Origin of the sequence: Caulobacter rhizosphaerae, from assembly GCF_010977555.1 — a bacterium.
Classification (GTDB): Bacteria; Pseudomonadota; Alphaproteobacteria; order Caulobacterales; family Caulobacteraceae; genus Caulobacter; species Caulobacter rhizosphaerae.
In genome coordinates this window covers 4,456,940-4,480,083 of sequence record NZ_CP048815.1, presented here as the reverse complement: position 1 = coordinate 4,480,083, position 23,144 = coordinate 4,456,940, and the positions used below count along the sequence as shown (strand labels likewise).

20 protein-coding genes are annotated in these 23,144 nt (G+C 69.5%); 11 read left to right on the top strand and 9 right to left on the bottom strand.

From position 1 onward, the window contains the following. Positions 1–81: 81 nt before the first annotated feature. Positions 82–1,911: a DUF885 domain-containing protein gene (locus tag G3M57_RS20400; RefSeq protein WP_056761345.1), complete on the top strand. Its 1,830-nt coding sequence runs from the start codon at positions 82–84 to the stop codon at positions 1,909–1,911. A gap of 149 nt (positions 1,912–2,060) precedes the next feature. Here G3M57_RS20400 and G3M57_RS20395 read toward each other — a convergent pair whose 3' ends face one another. Beyond that, the gene (locus tag G3M57_RS20395; RefSeq protein ID WP_156402375.1) at positions 2,061–3,665 is read right to left on the bottom strand and encodes an EAL domain-containing protein; all 1,605 of its coding nucleotides are present in this window, start codon (positions 3,663–3,665) and stop codon (positions 2,061–2,063) included. Positions 3,666–3,931: 266 nt separating this feature from the next. On the opposite strand from G3M57_RS20395, the gene recA reads away from it, so the two are divergent. The 4 genes from recA to G3M57_RS20375 all read left to right on the top strand — a co-directional run bounded on the left by recA (position 3,932) and on the right by G3M57_RS20375 (position 9,971). Continuing rightward, complete coding sequence (gene recA, locus G3M57_RS20390; RefSeq protein ID WP_056761347.1) at positions 3,932–5,002, top strand: recombinase RecA; 1,071 nt, start codon at positions 3,932–3,934, stop codon at positions 5,000–5,002. Between the two features lie 485 nt (positions 5,003–5,487). Beyond that, on the top strand, positions 5,488–8,136 hold the full coding sequence (gene alaS, locus G3M57_RS20385; protein WP_163232661.1) for an alanine--tRNA ligase: 2,649 nt from the start codon (positions 5,488–5,490) through the stop codon (positions 8,134–8,136). A gap of 289 nt (positions 8,137–8,425) precedes the next feature. Further along, positions 8,426–8,911, top strand: a complete 486-nt coding sequence (locus G3M57_RS20380) for a GbsR/MarR family transcriptional regulator (RefSeq protein WP_208789633.1) — start codon at positions 8,426–8,428, stop codon at positions 8,909–8,911. Positions 8,912–9,026: 115 nt separating this feature from the next. Beyond that, the gene (locus tag G3M57_RS20375) at positions 9,027–9,971 is read left to right on the top strand and encodes an SRPBCC family protein (protein WP_208789632.1); all 945 of its coding nucleotides are present in this window, start codon (positions 9,027–9,029) and stop codon (positions 9,969–9,971) included. Here the strand turns inward: G3M57_RS20375 and G3M57_RS20370 are convergent. Then, positions 9,968–10,837 carry a helix-turn-helix domain-containing protein gene (locus G3M57_RS20370; protein ID WP_163232657.1) on the bottom strand — a complete coding sequence of 290 codons (870 nt, stop codon included), beginning with the start codon at positions 10,835–10,837 and terminating at the stop codon, positions 9,968–9,970. The genes G3M57_RS20375 and G3M57_RS20370 overlap by 4 nt on opposite strands. A 336-nt stretch (positions 10,838–11,173) precedes the next feature. Between G3M57_RS20370 and G3M57_RS20365 the strand changes: the two genes are divergently transcribed. Next, positions 11,174–11,992, top strand: a complete 819-nt coding sequence (locus tag G3M57_RS20365; protein WP_163232655.1) for a DUF2306 domain-containing protein — start codon at positions 11,174–11,176, stop codon at positions 11,990–11,992. A 6-nt stretch (positions 11,993–11,998) separates the two neighbouring features. On the opposite strand, the gene G3M57_RS20360 is transcribed toward G3M57_RS20365, so the two are convergent. Further along, on the bottom strand, positions 11,999–13,618 hold the full coding sequence (locus tag G3M57_RS20360) for a GMC family oxidoreductase (RefSeq protein WP_163232653.1): 1,620 nt from the start codon (positions 13,616–13,618) through the stop codon (positions 11,999–12,001). A gap of 232 nt (positions 13,619–13,850) precedes the next feature. Here G3M57_RS20360 and G3M57_RS20355 point away from each other — a divergent pair, with 232 nt between their 5' ends. From G3M57_RS20355 to G3M57_RS20340, 4 genes are all read left to right on the top strand, one after another. Continuing rightward, positions 13,851–14,198: a hypothetical protein gene (locus G3M57_RS20355; RefSeq protein ID WP_163232651.1), complete on the top strand. Its 348-nt coding sequence runs from the start codon at positions 13,851–13,853 to the stop codon at positions 14,196–14,198. Positions 14,199–14,200: 2 nt separating this feature from the next. After that, positions 14,201–14,359 carry a hypothetical protein gene (locus tag G3M57_RS20350; RefSeq protein ID WP_156402376.1) on the top strand — a complete coding sequence of 53 codons (159 nt, stop codon included), beginning with the start codon at positions 14,201–14,203 and terminating at the stop codon, positions 14,357–14,359. 29 nt (positions 14,360–14,388) lie between these two features. After that, on the top strand, positions 14,389–14,895 hold the full coding sequence (locus G3M57_RS20345; protein WP_156402377.1) for a hypothetical protein: 507 nt from the start codon (positions 14,389–14,391) through the stop codon (positions 14,893–14,895). Between the two features lie 184 nt (positions 14,896–15,079). Then, positions 15,080–15,832 carry a class I SAM-dependent methyltransferase gene (locus G3M57_RS20340; RefSeq protein WP_163232649.1) on the top strand — a complete coding sequence of 251 codons (753 nt, stop codon included), beginning with the start codon at positions 15,080–15,082 and terminating at the stop codon, positions 15,830–15,832. Positions 15,833–16,074: 242 nt separating this feature from the next. Here G3M57_RS20340 and G3M57_RS20335 read toward each other — a convergent pair whose 3' ends face one another. From G3M57_RS20335 to G3M57_RS20310, 6 genes are all read right to left on the bottom strand, one after another. Next, positions 16,075–18,393: a CHASE2 domain-containing protein gene (locus G3M57_RS20335; protein WP_230983968.1), complete on the bottom strand. Its 2,319-nt coding sequence runs from the start codon at positions 18,391–18,393 to the stop codon at positions 16,075–16,077. A gap of 3 nt (positions 18,394–18,396) precedes the next feature. Further along, positions 18,397–19,764 carry a FecR family protein gene (locus tag G3M57_RS20330; RefSeq protein WP_163232647.1) on the bottom strand — a complete coding sequence of 456 codons (1,368 nt, stop codon included), beginning with the start codon at positions 19,762–19,764 and terminating at the stop codon, positions 18,397–18,399. Next, positions 19,761–20,492, bottom strand: a complete 732-nt coding sequence (locus G3M57_RS20325; protein ID WP_056761376.1) for a response regulator transcription factor — start codon at positions 20,490–20,492, stop codon at positions 19,761–19,763. Before G3M57_RS20325 ends, G3M57_RS20330 begins: the two co-directional genes overlap by 4 nt. Positions 20,493–20,726: 234 nt before the next feature. Continuing rightward, on the bottom strand, positions 20,727–21,353 hold the full coding sequence (locus tag G3M57_RS20320; RefSeq protein ID WP_056761380.1) for a DUF1190 domain-containing protein: 627 nt from the start codon (positions 21,351–21,353) through the stop codon (positions 20,727–20,729). 8 nt (positions 21,354–21,361) lie between these two features. Continuing rightward, positions 21,362–21,775, bottom strand: coding sequence for a DUF350 domain-containing protein (locus G3M57_RS20315; RefSeq protein WP_056761383.1), 414 nt, complete (start codon positions 21,773–21,775; stop codon positions 21,362–21,364). An 80-nt stretch (positions 21,776–21,855) separates the two neighbouring features. Continuing rightward, a complete protein-coding gene (locus G3M57_RS20310; protein ID WP_163232645.1) occupies positions 21,856–22,509 on the bottom strand; it encodes a DUF2491 family protein in 654 nt (217 codons plus the stop codon). A gap of 181 nt (positions 22,510–22,690) precedes the next feature. Between G3M57_RS20310 and G3M57_RS20305 the strand changes: the two genes are divergently transcribed. Beyond that, positions 22,691–23,119, top strand: a complete 429-nt coding sequence (locus G3M57_RS20305) for a YjfI family protein (RefSeq protein WP_056761389.1) — start codon at positions 22,691–22,693, stop codon at positions 23,117–23,119. Positions 23,120–23,144 lie beyond the last annotated feature (25 nt).

Below are 23,144 nucleotides of genomic sequence, written 5' to 3'. Positions count from 1 at the left end.
AAATTAATGCCGGCGCCGTTGCCGAGCCGCGAAAGCCCCTCTACCCCTTTGCGTTCAAATTTCGAGGGAAGGGGCCCCGCCTTGCAAAACCGCCGTCAGATGCTGCTGTCCACCGTCGCCGTCGGCCTAGCCGCCGCGACCCCGGGCCTCGCCCTGGCTCAGGCCGCGCCGGCCTCCGGCGAGAGCGCCAAGCTCAACGCCCTGTTCGACGCCATCATGGCCAAGCAGCTGCGGCAGTCGCCCGAGTCGGCCACGGGCCTGGGCCTGGACGTCGGCGACCTAGCCTGGACCAAGTCGCAGCTGGGCGACCGCTCGTTCGCCGCCATCGCCGCCGGAATCGCCCAGACCAAGCAGCAACTGGCCGACCTGCGGGCCATCGACCGCAAGCAACTGTCCGGCATGGACGTGATCAACTACGACACCGTCGAGTTCACCCTGGCCGTGCAGGATGAGGGCAACAGCAAGTTCACCTACGCCGGTGGCGGTTCGGGCGCGCCCTATGTGCTCAGCCAGCTGACGGGCTCCTACCAGTCCTATCCCGACTTCCTCGACACCCAGCATTCGATCGAGACCAAGGCCGACGCCGACGCCTATCTGTCGCGCATGGAAGCCTTCGCCCGGCTGATGGACCAGGAGGCCGCGATCGCCCAGCGCGACTACGCCGACGGCGTGATCCCGCCTGACTTCATCATCGACAAGGCCCTGGTCCAGATGAAGGCCTTCGCCGGCACGCCCACCGCCGAGGCGCCGCTGGTGCTGTCGGTGGCCCGCCGGACCAAGGACAAGAACATCCCCGGCGACTGGGCCGGCGAGGCGAGCAAGATCTACGAGAACTCGGTGCTGCCCGCCCTGAAGCGCCAGATCGCCCTGCTGGAGAGCGTCCGCCCCAAGGCCACGCACGACGCCGGCGTCTGGCGCCTGAAGGACGGCGGCGACTACTACGCCGTGTCGCTGAAGAACTACACGACCTCGACCCTGACCCCCGACGAGATCCACCAGCTGGGCCTGGACCTGGTGAAGTCGATCTCGGTCCAGGCCGACAAGCTGTTCAAGAGCATCGGCATGACCAAGGGCACGGTCGGCGAGCGGATGGCCGAGCTGGGCAAGGACATCTACGAGAACACCGACGCGGCCAAGGAACAGCTGATCAAGGACCTGAACGTCAAGGCGGCCTGGATCCAGAAGCAGCTGCCGGCCTATTTCGGCGCCCTGCCCAAGGCTTCGCTGGAGATCCGCCGCGTGCCCAAGGCCATCGAGGCCGGCGCGCCGGGCGGCTACTACAACTCGCCCTCGCTGGACGGCAAGCGTCCGGGGATTTACTGGATCAACCTGCGCGACACCAAGGAGCAGGCCAAGTACACCCTGACCACCCTGACGGTGCACGAGGGCGTTCCCGGCCACCACCTGCAGCTGTCGCTGTCGAACGAGGCCCAGGGCCTGCCCCTGCTGCGCAAGACGATCGGCAATTCGGGCTACGCCGAGGGCTGGGCGCTCTATTCCGAAGAGCTGGCCGTCGAGATGGGCATCTACAAGGATGATCCGCGCGGCCATATCGGCATGCTGCACGACGCCCTGTTCCGGGCCGTCCGCCTCGTGGTCGACAGCGGCATGCACTACAAGAAGTGGACCCGCGAGCAGGCCGTGAAGTACATGGCCGAGACCATGGGCGACGAGGAAAGCGGCACGATCACCGAGATCGAACGCTATGTCGTCTGGCCGGGCCAGGCGTGCAGCTACATGATCGGCAAGATCACCTGGCTGCGGGCCCGCGAGCGGGCCAGGAAGGCCCTGGGCAAGAAATTCGACATCCGCCAGTTCCACGACGCCGGCCTGCTGGCGGGCATGACCCCGCTGACCGTGCTGGACCGCGTCATCGACGACTACATCGCCAAGACCAAGGCGGGGAAGTAAGAAGAGAGCGCTTTCCCTCCCCTCTATGGGGAGGGTGGCCCCGAAGGGGTCGGGTGGGGTTCGGTGCAGAGCCTGGCTGAGTCCAGGGGCCCCCACCCACCAGCTTCGCTGGTCCCCCACCCATGAAAGGGGAGGGAAGGGCGGCGGCTCTACCCCCAACCCTCCGACACGCCCGCCCGGCGCGCCGCCGGCGTGACCGAACCGATCTTCAGCGCCGGCTGCGGCTGGTCGGTGGGCTTGCCGAACAGCCAGCCCTGGGCGAAGTCGACGCCGGCCTTGCGGACCAGGTCCTCGATCTCGACGGTCTCGACCATCTCGGCCACGGTGCGGATCTTCAGGTCGCGGCACAGCTCGACCAGCCGCCGCACCATGGCCCCTTCGCGACCGTTGCCGGCCAGTTCGCGGACATAGCGGCCGTCGATCTTGACGATGTCCAGGCTCAGTTCCTGCAGATAGGCGAACGACGAGGCCCCGGCCCCGAAATCGTCCAGGCAGACCAGGGAGCCCAGGGACCGCAGGGCCTGGATGTGCTGGTTGGCGCGCGGCAGGTCGTCGATGGCGCTGGTCTCGGTGATCTCGAAGATCAGCCGGCCCTTGGCCACATCGGCCTTGGCCAGCAGCCGGCCGATGTGGTCGACGAAGCCCTCGTCGACGATCGTGCGGCCCGAGACGTTGATCGCCAGCTTCAGCGTCCCCGAACGGTCGGAAGCCAGCCGCTTGACCGCCATCTCGGCGATCGCGTGGTCAAGCTCGGCGATCAGGTCGAACTCCTCGGCCATGCGGATCAGCTGGAACGGGCTGCCCCCGTCCTCGAAGCGCACCAGGGCCTCGTGGTGGTGGGCGGCGCCGGTCTTCAGGTCGACCACCGGCTGGTAGGCCAGGGTGAAGCGGCGTTGGCTGACCGCCACGCCCAGCGCCCCGGCCCGCGACAGAGTGCGCTTGACCGACCGGTTCATCGCCTCGGACAGGCTCAGCGGCGGGGTGTCCTTCAGGCCTTCGCGCAGGAAATCGTCGAGAGCGTAGCGCAGGGCCTTGAGACCTCGCGAGGGCGCCAGGCCCGCGTCGAACGGCACGACCTGGGCGCTGGCCTGGACCTCGGTGGCGCGGGTCAGGCGCTGGGCCATGTCGTCGGCGTGGTCGGCCTTGGCGCGGACCAGGGCGAAGCGGTCGGGCGACAGGCGGGTGGCCATGCCGCCGGCGTGCGACTCGGCCCGCACGGCGCCGGCCAGTTTCAGGTCGAGGGCGCGGGCCTCGGGCTGGGACAGCCGTTGCCGCATGACGTCCAGGTCCGAGAAGTCGACCATGGCCAGCTCGAGCTCCAGCCCGGTGACGCGCGCCGCCTCGAACAGGCCGCGGGCGATGTGCTCGAAGCTCTCGCGGTTGCGCAGGCCTTCGTCGTCAAGCTGGCCCGCGGGCGCGTTGGCCGGCGTGACCGAGACCGAGATCCGGCCGCGGTTTTCGGGCAGGGCGCGCAGGGTCAGGTTCACATGACGCGGCGGTTCGCCGGCCAGGCGCACCGTGACCGGACCGCGCCTCTGGCCGTCGTCGATCACCTGGGTGACGGCGTCGATCAGCGGGCGGTCGACGGCGGCGAACAGGGCAGGCCAGGCCTGGCCCGTCAGGGCCCGCTCGTCCCGGCCCATCAGCCGCTGGGCCGCGCCGAGCGCCAGGGTCACCCGGCCGTTCTCGACTTCCAGCAGAAGGTCAGCGCTGGCGAAGGCCAGTCCCAATAGGCGGCGCGGATCGATCGACAAGACGGAAATCCCCCCGGAAGAAGCGCAGGATCGCCGGCCGGCGTTAAGGACGCGTTTCAGTCGAGCGGGGTTCGGGTTCCCGGCAGTCTTCTTCGATGGGTTCATGGCGATGCGACCGATCTTGACGCATGCGCTCTCTACGATAAGAACATGTTGCGAACATGGAACAAAACATGTACGCATTAATCATTCCACAGGCGGGTGGGCGCGGCGGTCGCGAACCTCCGATCCGACAGTCGGAATCATGGAATAAGGGCGGACCAACAATGAGCAACCAGGCGGCTTTGAAACTCGTGGGCAAGGAAGACGGCGACAAGCAACGCGCCCTCGAGGCGGCGCTGGCCCAGATCGATCGGGCGTTCGGCAAGGGCTCGGTGATGAAGCTGGGCGAGAAGGGCAAGGTCGAGATGGAGTCGATCTCCACCGGCTCGCTCGGCCTGGACATCGCGCTCGGCATCGGCGGCCTGCCCAAGGGGCGGGTGATCGAGATCTACGGTCCGGAAAGCTCGGGCAAGACCACCCTGGCCCTGCACGTGGTGGCCGAGTGCCAGAAGGCCGGCGGCACCGCCGCCTTCGTCGACGCCGAGCACGCCCTGGACCCAGGCTACGCCTTCAAGCTGGGCGTCAATCTCGACAACCTGCTGGTCTCGCAGCCCGACAACGGCGAGCAGGCCCTGGAGATCACCGACACCCTGGTGCGCTCGGGCGCGGTCGACATCGTGGTCGTGGACTCCGTCGCGGCCCTGACGCCCAAGGCCGAGATCGAGGGCGAGATGGGCGACAGCCTGCCGGGCCTGCAGGCCCGCCTGATGAGCCAGGCGCTGCGCAAGCTGACGGCCTCGATCAACAAGGCCAACACCATCGTCATCTTCATCAACCAGATCCGTCACAAGATCGGGGTGATGTACGGCAGCCCGGAAACCACCACCGGCGGCAACGCCCTGAAGTTCTACGCCTCGGTCCGCCTGGACATCCGCCGCACCGGTTCGATCAAGAACCGCGACGAAATCGTCGGCAACAATGTCCGGGTCAAGGTGGTCAAGAACAAGGTGGCCCCGCCGTTCCGCGAGGTCGAGTTCGACATCATGTACGGTGAGGGCATCTCCAAGCTGGGCGAGATCATCGACCTGGGCGTCAAGGCGGGGATCATCGACAAGGCCGGTTCGTGGTTCTCGTACAACAGCCAGCGCATCGGCCAGGGCCGCGACAATGTCCGCGAGTTCCTCAAGGCCAACAAGGATCTGGCCGCCGAGATCGAGGCCGCCGTGCGCCAGTCTTCCCGCAAGATCGAGGAAGAGCTGCTGGTCGGCGGCCCGGACGACGACGGCGACGAATAGGACTTCCCCGGTCCGGGCTCCCCTTGGGCGCCTGGACCGGTCGAAGGTTTCGCGGCCACCGCCCGCAGCGGGCGACCCCGCCTCATAGCCCGCCGCGCACACCGCCTCGGCCGGCCGCGATCCCCGGACGCCTGGACCCCATGCCAGGCGTCCGATTTCGTTTCTCCTCCCCCTCTGGGGGAGGCGGCCCGCAGGGGCGGAGGGGGCTGCGGAGCCGGCCACCCAAGTCCTTCCCCTGTGGGGAGGGGGCGGCGAAGCCGACGGAGGGGGGCGTGGTCGGCCGACGACCATGATCCGGATCGACGATCCCGCGACTTCCCCGACCCGCCGCTTCGCGACCGCAGTCTTCGACGGGGCTGACCCAGCGCCTCCAACACGCTTCCTCGCCCGGTGACCACCAAGGCGATTTCCACATCGCTTGAAACCGCGCTATGCAGCCCCGACCTCCGGTTCGACCGGACCCAGTACGAACACCCGAGACGCCGATGCCCAGCCTCAACGAGATCCGCAGCACCTTCCTGAACTATTTCGGCGCGGCCGATCACGCCATCGTCCCGTCGGCGCCGCTGGTGCCGCAGAACGATCCGACCCTGCTGTTCGTCAACGCCGGCATGGTGCCGTTCAAGAACGTGTTCACGGGCGCCGAGAGCCCGCCGCATCCGCGCGCGACCTCGTCGCAGAAGTGCGTCCGGGCCGGCGGCAAGCACAACGACCTGGACAATGTCGGCTACACCGCCCGTCACCACACCTTCTTCGAGATGCTGGGCAACTTCTCGTTCGGCGACTACTTCAAGGAACAGGCGATCACCCACGCCTGGACGCTGCTGACCCGCGACTTCGCCCTGCCCAAGGACAAGCTGCTGGTCACCGTCTACCACACCGACGACGAGGCCGCCGACCTCTGGAAGAAGATCGCGGGGCTGGACGACAGCCGCATCATCCGCATCCCGACCAACGACAATTTCTGGTCGATGGGCGACACCGGCCCCTGCGGCCCATGCTCGGAAATCTTCTTCGACCACGGCGAAGGCATCGCCGGCGGCCCGCCCGGCAGCCCCGATGAAGACGGCGACCGCTTCATCGAGATCTGGAACCTGGTGTTCATGCAGTTCGAGCAGATGGCCGGGGGCGAGCGCGTCTCGCTGCCCAAGCCGTCGATTGACACCGGCATGGGCCTGGAACGCGTCGCCGCCGTCCTGCAGGGCGTGCACGACAACTACGACATCGACCTGTTCAAGGCGCTGATCGCCGCCAGCGTCGAGCTGACCGGCGTCAAGGCCCAAGGCGACCAGGCTCCGTCGCACCGGGTGATCGCCGACCACCTGCGCTCGTCCTCGTTCCTGCTGGCCGACGGCGTCACCCCCTCGAACGAAGGCCGCGGCTACGTCCTGCGCCGGATCATGCGCCGGGCCATGCGCCACGCCTATCTGCTGGGCGCTCAAGAGCCCCTGATGCACCGCCTGGCTCCGACCCTGGTGGCCGAGATGGGCCAGGCCTATCCCGAGCTGCGCCGCGCCGAGGCCTCGATCGTCGAGACCCTGCGCCAGGAGGAGGAGCGCTTCCGCGTCACCCTGGGCCGCGGCATGGGCCTTCTCGACGAGGCCACCGCCAACCTGGCCGCCGGCGGCGTGCTGGACGGCGAGACCGCCTTCAAGCTCTACGACACCTATGGCTTCCCGCTGGACCTGACCCAGGACGCCGTGCGCGCCAAGGGCATCACGGTCGACACCGACGGCTTCGACGTGGCCATGGACCGCCAGCGCCAGATGGCCCGCGCCAACTGGGCCGGCTCGGGCCAGCAGGGCGCGGCGGCGGCCTGGTTCCCGATCCGCGAAGCCAACGGCCCCACCAGCTTCGTCGGCTACGACACCACCGAGACCACCGGGACCGTCAAGGCCATCGTGCTGGACGGCGCTCAGGTCGAGGCCGCGCAAGCCGGCGCGACTGTCGACGTCCTGCTGGACCGCACCAGCTTCTACGCCGAGAGCGGCGGCCAGGCCGGCGACACCGGCGTGATCGAGGCCGGCGGCGTCGAAAGCCGCGTGGTCGACACCCAGAAGCAGGCCGGCGACCTGCACGTCCACCGCGTCGAACTGGCCGGCCCGCTGAAGGTCGGCGACCCGGTCGTGGCCTCGGTGGACGCCGCCAAGCGGACCACCACCCGCGCCAACCACTCGGCCGCCCACCTGGTGCACGCCGCCCTGCACCATGTGCTGGGCCCGCACGTCGCCCAGAAGGGCCAGATGGTCGACGGCGACCGCATGCGCTTCGACTTCAGCCACGGCGGCCCGCTGACGGCCGACGAGATCGAGCGCATCGAGGCCGAGGTCAATGCGGTGATCCGCCAGAACGTCCCGGCCCAGACCAAGGAAATGGCCCCGCAGGAGGCCATTGAGGCCGGCGCCGTGGCGCTGTTTGGCGAGAAGTACGGCGACAGCGTCCGGGTGCTGACCCTGGGCGAGTCCCTGACCGAGGCCGGCAAGGCCTATTCGGTCGAGCTGTGCGGCGGCACCCACGTAGCCCGCACCGGCGACATCGCCCTGTTCAAGATCGTCTCCGAGCAGGGCGTGGCCGCCGGCGTGCGCCGCATCGAGGCCCTGACCGGCGAGGCGGCCCGCCGCTTCCTGCTGGACCAGGCCGGCGTCGCCAAGGCCCTGGCCGACCAGTTCAAGACCCCGGTCGCCGAGGTCCTGGCCCGCGTCGACGCCCTGGTCGCCGAGCGCAAGGCCCTGGAAAAGCAGCTGGCCGAGGCCAAGAAGCAGCTGGCCCTGGGCGGCGGCTCGGGCGGCGCGGCGTCGGGTCCCGAAGACGTGAACGGTACGGCCCTGATCGCCCGCGTCCTGGACGGCGTCGGCGGCAAGGAGCTGCGCGGCGTGGCCGAGGAGTTCAAGAAGCAGCTGACCTCGGGCGTCGTGGCCCTGGTCGGCACGACCGACGGCAAGGCCGCCGTGACCGTCGCCGTGACCGCCGACCTGGTCGGCCGCTTCAGCGCCGCGGACCTGGCCAAGGCCGCCGTGATCGCCATGGGCGGCCAGGGCGCCGGCGGCAAGGCCGACTTCGCGCAGGGCGGGGCCCCGGACGCGAGCAAGGCCCAGAACGGCCTGGACGCCATCAAGGCGGCCCTGGCCGGCTGACCGATCTGCGTCTCTCCCCCTCAGGACGGTTCGGCTCGCCGCTGAACCGTCCTTTTAGTGTGAACCATCTTTAGTTTGAGCCATCGCATCGCGACGACGGACAGTCAGCGCGTTCGCCGATAGCCTTTGAGCCGCCACGACAGGTGGCAGGTCTGGACGACCAGCGCCTCTTGACTCTCGGCGCCAGCTGTCACCTAATTCTGTCATGACAGAAACGAATGACAGATCTCTTCCTCTTGCCGTGGAGCAGATCGTGCTCCGCTGGGGAGATCTTGGAGGGCAGTGGGGGGTGAACCGTTCGGTGGCCCAGATCCAGGCCCTGCTCTTTCTGAGCGACAAGCCGCTCACGGCGGAGGATATCGCCACGACCCTTGGCCTGGCGCGCTCCAACGTCTCCAACAGCCTCAAGGAATTGCAGGCCTGGAAACTGATCCACAGGGTCCCGGTGCTGGGAGACCGACGCGATCACTATCAGGCCGAAACCGATCTCTGGCAGATGGCCACCAGGGTCGCTCAGGGCCGCAAGGCGCGTGAGATTGACCCCATGGTGGCGGCCATCAACGACGCCGTGGCGGGGGTCGACGCGCAAGGCTCCGGCGTCAGTCCGGAGGTCAAGGCGCGGCTGAAGCGCATGCATGCCTTCGTGAATACTGTCGACGGTTGGTATCAGCAGATGCTCGACGTTCCGCCCGATACCCTGATGCGATTGATCCGCATGGGGTCCAAGGTCGTCGGTCTCCTGAAGTTCGTCGGCGGCAAGGACCGCGGCGACTGACAAAAAATTTGCCGATCAATTTCTCTTCTTGCAGAAAGAACCGATCAAAATGAACGGGAATGCGAAACAGCAAACACCGCAGGCCTCGGGCGCCCGGCGACGCCTGAATCGCCGCGTGCTGTCCGGGTTCGCGTTGGCGCTCGTCATCGCCCTCAGCGCCTTCCTGCTCTTGTCGGCCTCGCGCTCCGGGTCGGTCTGGTTCGCCAGTCTCTGGTTCCTGGCCCTGCTGCCCGCCGTGCTATGCGCGCTGATCTGTTACATCGGCGACCCTGATCGGACCCGCTCCTCGACCTTCTACTGGTTGGTCCCTCCTGGGCTCTGCGCCATGGTCTGCGTGGCCTCGATCTTCGTGCTGCACGAGGGCGTCATCTGCCTGGTGATGCTGTCGCCGGTCTGGCTGGCCAGCGGTTGGGCCGGGGCCTTTGCGATGCGCTCCCAGCGCGAGCGCCGAGGTCGCGCCCTCGAGTCCAGCTTTCTGATCATCCCGCTGGTGGCGGCGATGGTGGAGGCGCAGATGCCCATTCCGCACGAGACGGTCACGCTGACCCGCAGCGTCCTGGTGAAGGCGGCCCCGGAGGAGATCTGGCCCTATGCCGTCTCCAGTCGCGACATCGGCGCCGACGAGGGGCGCTGGACCATAACGCACAACATCATCGGCATGCCGCGCCCGCGAGACTCCGTGATGGCGGGAGCCGGCGTGGGCGCGGTGCGGACAGCCTACTGGGGCGACAACGTCAATTTCCAGGAACGCATCGTCGCCTGGGAGCCGGGGCGCAAGGTGGGATGGCGCTTCAGTTTCACCAACAGCACGGTCCAGGATTACACCGACAAGCACATCTCGCCGGACGGCGCGTTCCTGAAGATCGACTCCGGCGACTACGTCCTGCGCCCGGTTTCCGCCGATACGACGGAACTGACCCTGACGACCCGCTACGTCGCCAAGACCCACGTCAATCCTTACGCCAAGCTGTGGGGCGAACTCCTGATGGGCGACGTGGAGGATAACGTGCTGGCGATCATCAAGGACCGAGCGGAGCGCGCCTCCGCGGTGGCCGGCTAGTCTTGGTTCGCCGCTTGATCGCCTGGCGCGCCTAAGGTCGCCCGCGTCGCTGAGCGATAGGCCCTCGGCGTGGTTCCTACGTCATCCCGGAAGGCGCGGTTGAACGGGCCGAGGGATGCGAAGCCGCAGGCGAAGGCGATCTCCAGGATTGAGCGTCGTTCGTCCGGATCGGCGAGCACCTGTTTGGCCCGCGCGATCCGGTGGTGGTTGATCCAGCGGTTGAAGTTCGGAAAACCGAGCGCCGTGCTGATGCACTGGGAAACCCGGTGCTCGGGCTCGCCCAGCCGCGCGGCGATGTCACCGATCTTGAGCTCGGGCCGACTGTCGATGCCCTCGTCGATCAACAGACGTCGAAGGCGTTCGGCCAGACGCGCATCGTCCTCGGTCGGCGCGCGGTGGGGCGTCGCGGCGGTCCGCGCGGCCAGCGGGTGGCCCTGTCGAAACCGCACCGCGACCAGGAGGGCCGCGAGGCCCACGACGGCGCAGGCGCTCTTGGCCAGGTCGTCGCGCAGGGCCTCGTCGGGCCCTTCGCCGACGGCCCGCAGCCCCATGACCGAGACCGCCACCAGGACGGCGTAGATCGTGACGAAGGCGAACCGGAACCCCTTTTCGGCGCCCGGCAGGTCTCGTCCATGGCGATGAAAGGGTTCGACGAAGGTCAGCAGCAGCGCGGTCGAGCCGCTGAGGGCATAGGCGTTGTCGGCCACGCGCCCGATCAGTCCGCCCGCCGGAGCCAGGACCGACAGGGCCCCGCTCAGCGCCACGATCAGGCCGACGAGGCGAGCCCATCGGGCATCGCGCTCGGCCGGATCGAACAGGGCGCGGGTCACCAGCCAGGCCCAGCCGCAGGCTCCGACGCCGATCACGGAGAAAGCCGTCGCGGCGCGGCCTTCGAGGAGGCGCCCGAGGATGTAGCAGGCGAACGAGACTGTCGCGATGACCGCATGAACTCGCAGCCGACCGCGCGGCCGCCACGGTCGAAGGCCTTTCCCCGTCGCAGCGATCGAAATGCCGGATGTGGTCGCCGATGGCATACGCTTCCCCTTCCGACGAAACTGCCTCCCAACACCCGATCCTGTCCACCGGCGCGGGCGTGGTCGACAAAATATCTCTAGCCGAATTCCAAATCGGCGAGACCCGCCGCCCGCGTCGCCGCCATCCCTGACATCGACCTCAGCCCTGAGGCCGCATCAGGAGGCGCCATGTCGATCCCATCCTCGTCACCCATCCCGGCAAGCGTTGGGGCGACCGCCCTGCGTTGGGCGGGCGTCCTCTGGTTCATCGTCGCCGCCGTCGGCCAGATCGCCTTCATCGGCTTCATCCTCGCCTTCTACGGGGTGCGCACCGCGACTGGCGACTTCGCCCGCTGGAACGACAAGCCCCTGATCGACGGCTACATAAAGGGCGACGACGCGGGCAACATCGTCTTCGCCGCCCACGTCCTGCTGGCCTCGGTCGTGACGCTCGGCGGTCTGATGCAGATGATCCCCGCTCTGCGACGCAAATGGCCCAAGCTGCATCGCTGGACCGGGCGGACCTTCCTGGTCGTCGCCATCTTAATGGCGCTTAGCGGTGTCTGGCTGGCGGTCGTCAGGGGGACTTACCTTTCGGTGATCTCGGCCGTCGCCATTCTGATCAACGGCCTTCTGATCCTGATCTTCGCCGGCCTGGCCTGGCGGCATGCGATCAAGCGCAGGTTCGAACAGCACCGGCGCTGGGCCATGCGCACCTTCATGGTGGTCAGCGGGGTCTGGTTCCTGCGGGTCGGCCTGATGGGATGGATCGTCGTCAACCGAGGACCGGTGGGCATGACGAACGACATGTCGGGGCCCGCCGACGTCGTCCTGACCTTCGGCAGCTACCTGATCCCGCTGGCCTTCCTGGAGCTGTACGGCGCGGCCGAGCGGAGCGGTGACGGCTTGCGCAAGGCGTTGACGGCGGCTCTGATCGTGGTCGCTTCGGCGTTCACGGCGACCGGCGTCTTCGGAACGATCGCCTTCATGTGGGGACCCTATGTCTAGGGATCATCACCGCCGATCCTCCAGGATCATCGCCGCGCCCTTCTCGGCGATCATCACCGTGGGGGCGTTGGTGTTGCCGGAGGTGATGGCCGGCATCACCGAGGCGTCCACCACGCGCAGGCCGTGGAGGCCGCGCACCCTCAGGCGATCGTCCACCACCGCCAGCGGGTCGTCGGCGGCGCCCATGGCCGCCGTGCCGACGGGATGGAAGATCGTGGTGGCCAGGGCCTTGGCCGCCCCCAGCAGGTCCTCGTCGGCCTCGATCGCCGCGCCGGGCCGGAACTCCTGCGGCGCGTAGCGGGCCAGGGCGGGCTGGCTGGCGATCCGGCGGGCCCAGCGCAATGAGGCGACGGCGACGTCGCGATCCTCCTGGGTGTCCAGGTAGTTGGGATCGATCCGGGGCGGATCGGTCAGGCCAGGTCCCGACAGGCCGACGCTTCCCCGGCTGGTGGGCCGCAGGTTGCAGACGCTGGCGGTGAAGGCGCCGAACCGGTGCAGGCCCTCGCCCCAGCGGTCCAGGCTCAGCGGCTGGAAGTGGAACTGCAGGTTCGGCGTGGCCCGGCTCGGGTCCGAGCGGCAGAACATTCCCAGTTGCGAGGGCGCCATCGTCAGGGGGCCGGACCGCCGCAGCGCATAGTCGACCCCCATGCCCACGCGCCGGGCCAGGTTGGCGTAATCGGTGTTGAGGGTGCGCACGCCGGAGACCTGGTAGACCGGCCGGATCTGCAGGTGGTCCTGCAGGTTGGCGCCGACGCCCGGCAGGGCGTGCCGCACGGCGACGCCGGCGCGCCGCAGGGCCTCCGGTTCCCCGATCCCCGAGCGCTGCAGGATCAGCGGCGAGCCGATCGCGCCCGCCGCCAGGATCAGCTCGCCGCTGACCCGGGCGGTCAGGACCTGGCCGCCGCGCACGGCGCGCAGGCCCGTCACCCGTCGTCCGTCCAGTTCGATCCGCTGGACCTCGACCTTGGTCTCCAGCCGCAGGTTGCGCCGCGCCAGCACCGGCTTGAGGAAGGCCGAGGCGGTGCTCCATCGCCGGCCCGCCCGCTGGTTGACCTGGAAATAGGAGGAGCCCGAATTGTCGCCGCCGTTGAAATCCTCGACCGGCGGAATCCCCGCCTGCGCCGCGGCCTGGCGGATCGCGTCCAGGATGTCCCAGCGCACCCGGGGGTGTTCCACGCGGTATTCGCCGCCCGAGCGGTGATGGTCGCCCTTCGGGGCGATGTGGTCCTCGTGGCGCAGGAAGAACGGCAGGACGTCGGCCCATCCCCAGCCCACGAGTCCCTTCTGTCGCCAATTGTCATAGTCCTGGGCCTGGCCGCGCATGTAGATCATGGCGTTGATCGACGAGGAGCCGCCGATCACCTTGCCGCGCGGATAGGCCAGGACCCGGCCGTCTAGCCCCGGCTGGCCGACGGTCTCCAACAGCCAGTCGGCGCGCGGATGGCCGATGGCGAACAGATAGCCGACGGGAATGTGGAACCAGATCCAGTCGTCGCGCCCGCCGGCCTCGAGCACCAGGACCTTGATCGAAGGATCGGCCGACAGGCGGTTGGCCAGCACGCAGCCCGCCGAGCCGGCGCCCACCACAACGTAGTCGTAGGCGCCCAGATCGATCTCGTCCGCCATTCCGCCGGACCCTCCTTTCGTCGCGCCTTCGTCGGCGGTCGAGGGCCCAGGCTGAGGCAAGCGCGTCGCCTTGGGAAGCCTTGGGCTCCGGCCGTCGCTTCCGGCGATATCGTCCAGCGCCCCGCCCGGTCGCTGGTCAATGTAACGTATTGTAAAAACCGGCATTCGACCTCTGGTCGATCTCAGGCGCATGGCCTTTAACTCCGTCCCGCAATAGGCGGGGATCGGAGCGATGGGCTGGTCGGAGGCGGGAAGGCGGGGGCTGGAACGGGCGGCGGGCGGGGTCGCCATCCTTAACCCGCTGGTCGGCGAGATCGCCGAGGCGCTGCTGGACCTGGGCGGGGCGGCCCATCGCGACCTCGTCGTGGCCCATATCGCCAAGCGCCGAGGGGTGTATCGGCCGTCCGAGGCGATGCGGCGCGAGCTGGACGAGGCCTTCGCCGCCTATTGCCTGGACGCCAGTCACCCGCAGGCCGCCAACCTGCTGCACCGGCCCTATGGTCCGCACAGCCGGCGCTGGGCCCTGACGGACCACGCCTATGGCATGCTACGCGGCCAGGCGACCGCCGGGACCCGTTGAAGATGGAGCCGACGCTGCGGATCATGGCCGATCGGCTCGGCCTGGACGCCGCGATCCGGCGGCCGCGTCTGCTGGTGGTCGCCGCCCTGCTGAGCCTGGCGCTGTGGAGCCTGGTCTTCTGGGGGCTGTCATGGCTGGTCGGGCAGGTGGTCCGCGGCTAGACTGAACGCCGAGGATGTCGGGGTTTTCCATGCGTATGTTGTCGACGACCCTGGTCGCGGGCCTGCTGCTGAGCGCCTGCGCCACGCCGCCCCAGGTGGCGCGCGAAGGCGACCTGGCGGTGTTGCGGGGGCAGGCCGTCGCCACCGAAGCGGGGTCAGCAGCGCCCTCCGACGCCGACCAGGCCCTGGTCCAGGCGATCCGGGCCCGGGTGGCCAGCCGGATCGGCGACGTCGGCGCGGTGGAGGGGGGCGCCCTGCCGGCCCGCTATCGGCTGCAGGTCACCGTCGGGACCTCCCCGGCCGGGGTCGGGATCTCCACCGCCGTCGGCCTGCAGGTCGGCGTCGCGCCGTGGCGCAGCGCCCCGACCCGGCTGCGCCCCTGGTCGCGGCGGGGACCGGTCCGCACGGCCGCCCTGGCGGTGCTGGACCTGTCGAGCGGCAAGGTCGTCGCCTGGGCGACGGTCCGCACCTCGGGCGACGACCCTGCCGACCTGGCCGACCGCCTGGTGGCGGCGCTGAAACCCGCCGACGCGTAGGACAGCGCCCGTCCTCGACAAGCTCAGGATGAGGACGAATCCGACGGCGGTTCAGGAGAATCCTCATCCGCCCAGTAAGCTATCCCCAGCTTCTCCCCCCGAAACGCCGCCCATCTCGAATACCGATGTTCACTGGAACGCCGGGGCGCGCTATCGAAGGGAAACACAGCTGAGGAAGCCCCCGATGTCGCGGTCCATGATTTCCGCCCTGGTCGCCGCCTGCGCGCTGGCTATGTCCGCCGCGCCCGGCGCCGCCCAGGTTCCGGCCAACCTGACGGCGGCCCTGGCCGATCCGGCCCGCCCGGCGGCCGACACCGCCCGGGACGCGGCCCGACACCCGGCCGAACTGCTGGCCCTGGCCAACATCAAGCCGGGCGGCAAGGTGGCCGACTTCATCATCGGCGGCGGCTATTTCACCCGCATCCTGTCGGCGGCGGTGGGACCGACGGGGACGGTCTACGCCTACCAGCCGGCCGAGTTCATCAAGTTCCAGGCCAAGTACGGCGAGGATCTGAAGACCGTTGCGGCGGCCTACAAGAACGTCACGCCGCTGGACGGCAGCCTGATCGGCCTGGACCTGCCCGACGGCCTGGACGCGGTGATCACCGTCCAGAACTACCACGACCTGCACCTCAAGCCCTTCCCGGTCGACACCGCCGCCAAGGTCAACGCCGAGGTGTTCAAGTCGTTGAAGCCGGGCGGGGTGTTCCTGGTCGTCGACCACTACGCCGCCGACGGTTCAGGCCTGTCGGCCCCCGACACCCTGCACCGCATCGACATCGAGGCCGTGAAGTCCGAGGTCCAAGCCGCGGGCTTCAAGCTGGCCGCCGAGAGCCCGCTGCTGCGCAATCCTGCCGACCCGCGCACCGCCAGCGTCTTCGACCCCGCCATCCGCGGCAAGACCGACCAGTTCGTGCTCAAGTTCGTGAAGCCTTAAGGGAGGGGAGGAGGGGACACGCCCCCACCGCCAGCCGCGCCGGACAAAGAGCGCGACGCGCGAGGGCGTGTCCCTTCAACGGTCCTCCCCCTGTGGGGGAGGCGATCGCGGAGCGATCGGTGGGGGGAGTTTTAGGATCTCCGATCCGGGATCCGGCCATCGGCCGATCACTCCCCCTCCGTCGCCCTTTGGGCGACACCTCCCCCACAGGGGGAGGATCTTGGAGCCGCTTATCCTTCGACCTAGGCCGGCATCTCCGGCAGCCGCAGCGTGAACGTCGCGCCGGCGCCGGGCGTGCTGAGGCAGCTGACCCCGCCGCCGTGCCGGGTGGCGGCGGCCTGGACGAAGGCCAGGCCCAGCCCCGCGCCGCCGGCGGCTTCGGCGCCCGGCCGGTCGAAGCGCTGGAAGGGACGGAAGGCCAGGGCGGCCTCCTCGACGGTCAGGCCCGGCCCCTGGTCGGTGATCGACAGGTCGACATAGGTGCGGCCGCCGTCCAGCACCGTGGCCGCGCGCACCACGATGGTCGAACCGTCGGGGCCGTACTTCACCGCGTTGCCGATCAGGTTGACCAGGGCGCGGGCCAGCACGCCGCGGTCGCCGAGCGCCATCATCGGACCGTCGCAGCCCTCCTGGCGGATCTCGATATGGCGCTGGCGGCACTGGGGCCACAGCTCGTCGATCGCCTCGACCGCCACGTCGCACAGATCGACCGGCTCCATCGCCGTCTGGGTGACCTCGGCCCGGGCCAACTGCACGAAGCCGTCAGCCAGGGCCAGGGTGCGGCGGGCATAGGCGGCCAGGCGCTCGGACGTCTCGGACGGCAGGCCGGGCGTCGTCGCCAGCAGGGCCAGGATCGAGGTCTGCGGCGAGCGCATGTCGTGGGTCAGCAGCTGCAGCGCCTGCTCGCGCTGGCGCATGGCGGCGGTCAGGGGCGTGATGTCGGCCAGGCGCACGATCCAGCCCGCCCCATCCCCCGCCTCGTCGCGCCGGAACACGGTCTGGATCTGGAAGGCGCGGCCGTCGGCCAGGTGCAGGTCGATCGGATGACCGCTGTCGCCCTCGGCCGGCCAGCTGGCCGGAAAGGTGCGGCCCAGGGGCTCCAGGGCGTTGAGGACATCGGCCAGGCCGCCGCCCTCCAGCACCTGGGCGCGGTCGGCCAGCAGCGCCCGAGCGGCGGCGTTGGCGGCGATCACCCGGCGCGCGGCGTCGGCCACCAGGGTGGCGTCGGGCAGGCTGAACAGGGCGTCGGCCGAGAACCGCCGCAGGTCGTCGATCCGCGTGACGGCCGCCCCGAGGCTGAGGGCCTGGCGGGCGACGAGGTCGCTTTCGAACTCGGCCTCGGCGTGAACGGCGTCGGCGGGCGTCACGGCGCGCAGGCGGTCCAGTTGATGGCCCAGCACATCATTGACCCGCCCCAGCCGGCCCCAGCCCCAGACCAGCGAGACCAGGCCCATACCGAGGATCGGGGCCGCCGGCGACAGCCACAGGTGGGCGCTTGAGAACAGGGCGGCGCTGGTTGCGACCGCGACGGCCAGCAGCACGACTAGCAGCAGCAGGCTGGTCCGGGGCGGCAGCACCAGCAGCCCGGCCAGCAGCAACCACAGCAGGCCGAGGGCGAAGACCAGGCGTACGCCCAGGCCGGCCGGCTTGATCATCATCCCGCTGCGCAGCCCGTCCAGCACGCTGGCCTGCAACTGCACGCCGGTCATGCTGGCGGCGTCGGGCGTGACCGGCGTCGGGAAGGCCGGCCCCAGGCCCGGCGCGGTCAGGCCGACGAACACCGTCCGGCCCGCGATCATCTCGCGCGGCGCCTCGCCGGCCAGCACGCTGGAGAAGGCAATCTGGCGATAGCGGTCCGGCGGCCCCGCGAACGGGATCAGCAGGGTCGGGGCGTCGCCGCGCGTGGCGTCGGGCGCGTCGAACGGCTTGGTGGCGCGGTGGACCACGGTCATCAGGTCAGGCGCGAGGTCGGGTCCGTTGGCCTCGAACGGGGCCATGCGGCGCACCAGGCCGTCGCGGTCGAACCGCACGTGGACCAGGCCGACCGCCGCGGCGCCGCCGGCGATGGCCGGCATGGGCGCGACAAGGGTCGGCGGCGCGCCGTCCTGCGCCGGCGGTTCCAGGAACTGCGGCAGGTAGACCTTGCCCGAACGGGCGACCGCGGCGGCCAGGGCGTCGTCGGCGGCGGGGTCCTGGGACGGTTGGCTGAACAGCACGTCATAGACGATCGCCTTGGCCCCGGCCTGGGTGAGCCGGTCGATCATCTGGGCGTGGCGCGCGCGGTTCCACGGCCAGGCGCCCAGCTCGCGCAGGCTGCGTTCGTCGACACCGACGATCAGGATCGACGGATCGACGGGACGCTCGGAGGCGCGCACCAGCCGGTCGTAGAGGATGTTGTCCAGCCGCGTGGTCAGCGAACTGACGGTCAGGCCGGCCAGGGCCAAGCCGGTCAGGGCGGCGACCACCAGCCAGCGCAGCAGGCGCCGTCGCGGCGATCGCGGCGGCCGGGGCCTCAGCCGCCGAAAGGGCGCCAGGCGCGACAGGCTGGGAAAGGCGGTCAAGGCCTAGCGTCCGATCGTCAGCGATTGCAGCGGCGCGACCTTCTCGGTGACCACGCCGTTCTTCACTCGCGTGGCGCTGACCCGCCAACTGTAGAGCCCCGGCGGCAGGTCGGTCAGGGTCAGCTGCGGCTCGACCAGGCCCGGCTGGTCGATGATCGGCGCGGCCGGCCGCGCCCCGGCGAACAGTTGGAAACGGAAACTGCGCACGCCGCCGCCCGCCGCGCTCCAGCGGAACAGGAAGTTGCGATGCTTGCCGCTGGCCTCGGCGACGGGCGGAGCGCCCGCCTCCAGCACGTCCAGGTCGCGGTCGAAGCTGTAGTCGGCGGGCGCGCCCTCCAGGCCGGCCGGATCCAGGGCGGTGACGCGGACGAAATAGACGCCGTCCTCCAGCGGTCCGAAGTCGGCGGCGGCTTCAGCCTGGGTCGCCTCGGCGAACAGGTCGACGAAGCCCGCGTCGCGCGACAGCAGCAGCCGGTAGCCCGCGGCGCCGGCCTGGGGATGCACGGCGAAGTGCACGGTGCGGTCGGTCTGGTTCTGGTCGGCCGCGTTCAGCGTCGGGGCGGGCAGCAGGGCGACCGGCGCGCCGACCCCGGCCCCGCCGGGCGTTACCGTGACGCCGAAGCCGGCCGGAACGGGCGGGCCCAGCGGCGGCGCCTCGCCAGGACCCACGCCGACCGCGCCCTTCAGGACCTCGGTCTGGGCCCGCCCCTCCGTCGCGGCCACCCGGAACTCGGTGCCGCGCACCGCCGAGATCGACACCGGGGTGCGCACCTCGAAGCGGGCGTTGGGATTGGGGTCGGGCGTGGCCTGGATCGCGCTGCGGCCCTCGTCCAGCCTGAACACCCGCTGCGGGGCGTTGGTCAGCACCACGTTGCGCAGCCGCACCACGCGCATGGCGGTGTTGGAGGGCAGGGTGACGCGGGACGCGTCCTCCATCTCGAACGTGGCGAAGGCGCCCGGACCGGTAATCACCCGCTGGCCTTCCCGGAGCGTCATGCCCTTCTCGGCGGGAACGCGCCGGCCGTCGGTCTCGATCTCGACCTTGCCGCTGAAGGCGCTGAGCCGGGCGTCTATCGGCTGGGTCTTGAGCAGGTCGGCCTGGATGGTCAGGGTCTTGCCCACCGGCATGGCGCGCGGCCGGCTGATCTGGTTGGCGCGCTGCACATGGCGGTAGTCGTTGGCCTTGCGCAGATAGGCGCGGCCCAGGTCGAACAGGGTGTCGCCGCGCCGGACGACGTAGCGGACCGGCGGGTCGGCCGGAGCGGCGGCGGGCTTGGCCGGCCTTGCGGCGGCCCGCGGCGCGCACAGGGCGGGGCCGGACGCCAGGGCCAGGACGGCGGCCAGGGCGTACAGCGACGGTCGAAGGATCATTCAGCGGCTCCGGACGCGGCCCCAAGGTCTGTGGCGGCCTCGGGCTCGCAGACTTCCAGCCGGTAGCCGAACCCATAGACCGTCGTCAGTCTAAAGCCGTTCGCCGGGCGCAGGTGAAGCTTCGATCTTAGACGCGAGACGTGGGCGTCCAGGGTGCGGGTCTCCAGGTCGGGCCGCTGGCCCCAGACCCGGCGCAGCAGGTACTCGCGCGACAGCGGCCGGGCCAGGTTGTTGAACAGCAGGGCGGCCAGCTGGAATTCCTTGGGCGTCAGGGTCTCGACGGTGTCGCCCCAGCTGACGGTCTGGGCGCCGGGATCCAGGCGGTAGGGGCCGTGCTGCTCGACCTGGGGGATGGCGGCCGGGCGATAGGCCCGCCGGGCCAGGGCGTTGACCCGGGCCAACAACACCTGCGGCTGCAGCGGCTTGACGATGTAGTCGTCGGCCCCGGCGTTCAGCCCCTCGACCAGGTCGGCCTCGACCGAGCGGCTGGTCAGCAGCAGCACCGGCGGCGACGGGCTCAGCAGCTCGCCGACCCGGCGCAGGGTCTCGATGCCGCTGAGCTCGGGCATGTTCCAGTCGAGGATCAGCAGGTCGAAGGTCTGGCGGCGCAGTTCGGCCAGCAAGCGCTCGGGGCGGGTGAAGCTGGTGCAGTCATAGCCCGCCGGCCCCAGAAGGGCGGCGACCAGCGCGTTGTGGCTGTCGTCGTCGTCGAGCAGGGCGACTTTCATAGGCTCACTTACAACCAAGGTAACTCGCGCGCCCCGCGGGGGTGGGCGCGGGGCGCGCGGCGGCGGGGCGCTGTCCGGGGGGAAGGATCAAGGCGACCATCCGCATTGGCAAGCGTACCGTGCAGACGCCCCCTCGGCTCCCGGCTGTATGGCCAAATTTACAATGGTTTACAGTCTGTTTCCCTTTCGGCTCCGCGGGTCCTGGGCCTTGGCGGGACCCGCGGAATCCGGAGGCTACCCGCCAAACGAACGGCCGCCGCCGCCGAAGCCGCCGCGCGAGATCACCGCGCTGCGGCTCTGGACCCGGGTCGGGGCGCGCATCTCCGGGGCGTTGAAGCTGTCGGTGCGCACACGGGTGCGGCCGGTGACATAGTCGCGCGACAGCGGATAGCCCGAGCCGCCGTAATAGGTCCCCTCGCGGTCGCGGTACATCGGCGCGCCGTAGTAGCGGCCGCCCATGTTGTTCAGCGCCTGGCCGACGATGAAGCCGGTCAGCAGGGGGGTGAAGAAGCTGCCGCCGTTGCTGTCGCTGCGCGGCACGCACTGGGAGACGCCGTAGCGCTCCTCGCAGGTCTGCTGGTCGCTGAACTTGGGGGCGTTGGCGGCGCTGTCCTTCTGGGCCTGGGCGTAGGCCGTGTCGCACTGCTCGGCGGTCATGTCGCCGGACTTCTTGCAGTCGTCGAGCGAGGCGTAGGTCTTGGCGTCGACCTCGCTGGAGGCGGCCGGCGGGTCGTCCCACTGGGTGGCCGTGCCGGGATCGTCGCAGGCGCTGACCGAGATCGCCGTGCCGGCCATCAGGCCGGTCAGGACCAGGCCGCTGGAGCGCAGGCGGCGGCGGGGCGAGGGAGCTTGAACGGTCATGGCGCGCCTCAGGCCGTCATGCAGGCGGCGTTCAGCACGCCGACCGCCAGGGAGATGCTCAGCAGATAGACGCCAGCGGCGATCTCGCCCTTCTCGATCCGGGCGGCGACGTCCTTCATGGCCACGGTGCGTACCAGGGTGAAGGCGGCGATCTGGATCACGCCGGCCAGGGCGGCCCAAGCGCAGAACTCGACCAGCGACACGGTGTTGCTGAGCGCCGAGGCCAGGGGCAGCACGTAACCGACCAGCGCCCCGCCCAGGGCCAGGGCCGCGGCGACGTTGCCCTCGCGGATCAGCTTGGCCTCGTTATAGGGCGTCACCCACTGGTAGATCAGCTTGAAGACGACGGTGAACAGGCCGGCGACCACGAAGGCCACCAGGAACGCCAGGGCGTTGCCGCCAAATCCATGCAGATCACTCATGTCTTTCCCCCAAAAAGCATTTTCGAGCGAAGTGGTTTCCGGTTCGCGTGAAGAAAATGCGTTAAAATGAAACTTGCCCCTTAGGCCCGGAATTCGCCGACGCTCAAGGCCACGCCGACCATGATTTCGAACGACATCTCGCGCTGGCGCGTGTCCTCGTTCTCGTTTTCCTGCTGGATGGCCAGCAGCAGCTCGCGGCCATCGCCCGGCAGATCGCGGGAGAACAGCATGCAGGTCTGGAAGATCCGCCGATCCGGGATCCCGTCGCGGTCGTCGTGGACATCTTCCCAGAAGCTGACCGGCTCCTGGCTTTCAGCCTCGTCGCCGAACCAGTCGCGCCGGTATTCCGGCAGGCCCGGACCGGTGAAGGTGCGCGCCCGCAGCCGCTTGGCCCAGGCCTCCTCGTCGGCCCGGCCGCCCGGATAGGCGCTGTCCCACGGAATGAAGAGCGTGACGTCGGTGACGCGCTGGCCGTCGCGGTCGTCGGACACGGCCTGAAACATGATGTTGTCGTCGGTATAGAACCTGTGGACGAAGCCGCCCTCGCGCAGCTCGACCAGGCCCTGGGCGGTGATTTCCAGCGTGTCGGTGTCGAGCGCGAACTTCAGGTCGTCGCCCAGCCTTCGCCAGGCCAGGGTGTCCAACCAGACCGTGCGGCCCAGGGTGACGTTGCGAATCGCCGGCAGGGCCGAGGCGGGCGCGGCGTCCTTGCGGCCGAAGAGCTTGCTGAACATGAACGACCCGCTGCGAAACTCGCGTCACATGTACGACGTCATTCCCGCTCACAAAAGGGGGAAGGGGATTACCAACTTGTCATGGGCGCACGTAAGGTTGCGCTCTCGACGACTGGCGTTCGTTCGCCCATCTAGTATGAAACAGCCTCGATAGAGGCTTGGCCGAAGGAGACACCGCTCGATGACGACCCCCGCCTGGACTGTTCGCTCGCTGAAGACGGCGCTTTCCGACGGCTTCAGCGACGCCATGACGGCCCGCGTGGTCGAGGGCGCCGACCCGATCCTGCTGGTGACCATGCACGATCACGGCGACCTGGAGATCTTCGTCAGCGTCAGCGACCAGCAGATCGCCGCCTCGGTGCTGCTGTGGCCGGTCGACGAGCAGAAGGACCGTCACGCCTTCAACGAGTTCCTGCTCAAGGCGCAGAAGCTGGTGCCGCTGTCGAACTTCGGCATCAGCGCGGTCAACGGCCGCGACTATTACGAGCTGTTCGGCGAGCTGTCGCCCAGCTCGTCGCTGGACGACATCCTGGTCGAGCTGCGGGTCCTGGCGGAGAACGCCATTGAGGCCGCGTCCGACCTGCGCTCGTCCTTCACCCCCGCCGCTTAGATCGATCGAAGGCGCGGCGGGACCG

Bases quoted from the DNA above. Each gene is read 5' to 3' on its own strand.
- recA (WP_056761347.1), top strand. From the start codon at position 3,932: ATGAGCAACCAGGCGGCTTTGAAACTCGTGGGCAAGGAAGACGGCGAC.
- alaS (WP_163232661.1), top strand. From the start codon at position 5,488: ATGCCCAGCCTCAACGAGATCCGCAGCACCTTCCTGAACTATTTCGGC.
- G3M57_RS20365 (WP_163232655.1), top strand. From the start codon at position 11,174: ATGTCGATCCCATCCTCGTCACCCATCCCGGCAAGCGTTGGGGCGACC.
- G3M57_RS20360 (WP_163232653.1), bottom strand. From the start codon at position 13,618: ATGGCGGACGAGATCGATCTGGGCGCCTACGACTACGTTGTGGTGGGC.
- G3M57_RS20355 (WP_163232651.1), top strand. From the start codon at position 13,851: ATGGGCTGGTCGGAGGCGGGAAGGCGGGGGCTGGAACGGGCGGCGGGC.
- G3M57_RS20350 (WP_156402376.1), top strand. From the start codon at position 14,201: ATGGAGCCGACGCTGCGGATCATGGCCGATCGGCTCGGCCTGGACGCC.
- G3M57_RS20345 (WP_156402377.1), top strand. From the start codon at position 14,389: ATGCGTATGTTGTCGACGACCCTGGTCGCGGGCCTGCTGCTGAGCGCC.
- G3M57_RS20340 (WP_163232649.1), top strand. From the start codon at position 15,080: ATGTCGCGGTCCATGATTTCCGCCCTGGTCGCCGCCTGCGCGCTGGCT.
- G3M57_RS20330 (WP_163232647.1), bottom strand. From the start codon at position 19,764: ATGATCCTTCGACCGTCGCTGTACGCCCTGGCCGCCGTCCTGGCCCTG.
- G3M57_RS20325 (WP_056761376.1), bottom strand. From the start codon at position 20,492: ATGAAAGTCGCCCTGCTCGACGACGACGACAGCCACAACGCGCTGGTC.
- G3M57_RS20320 (WP_056761380.1), bottom strand. From the start codon at position 21,353: ATGACCGTTCAAGCTCCCTCGCCCCGCCGCCGCCTGCGCTCCAGCGGC.
- G3M57_RS20315 (WP_056761383.1), bottom strand. From the start codon at position 21,775: ATGAGTGATCTGCATGGATTTGGCGGCAACGCCCTGGCGTTCCTGGTG.
- G3M57_RS20310 (WP_163232645.1), bottom strand. From the start codon at position 22,509: ATGTTCAGCAAGCTCTTCGGCCGCAAGGACGCCGCGCCCGCCTCGGCC.
- G3M57_RS20305 (WP_056761389.1), top strand. From the start codon at position 22,691: ATGACGACCCCCGCCTGGACTGTTCGCTCGCTGAAGACGGCGCTTTCC.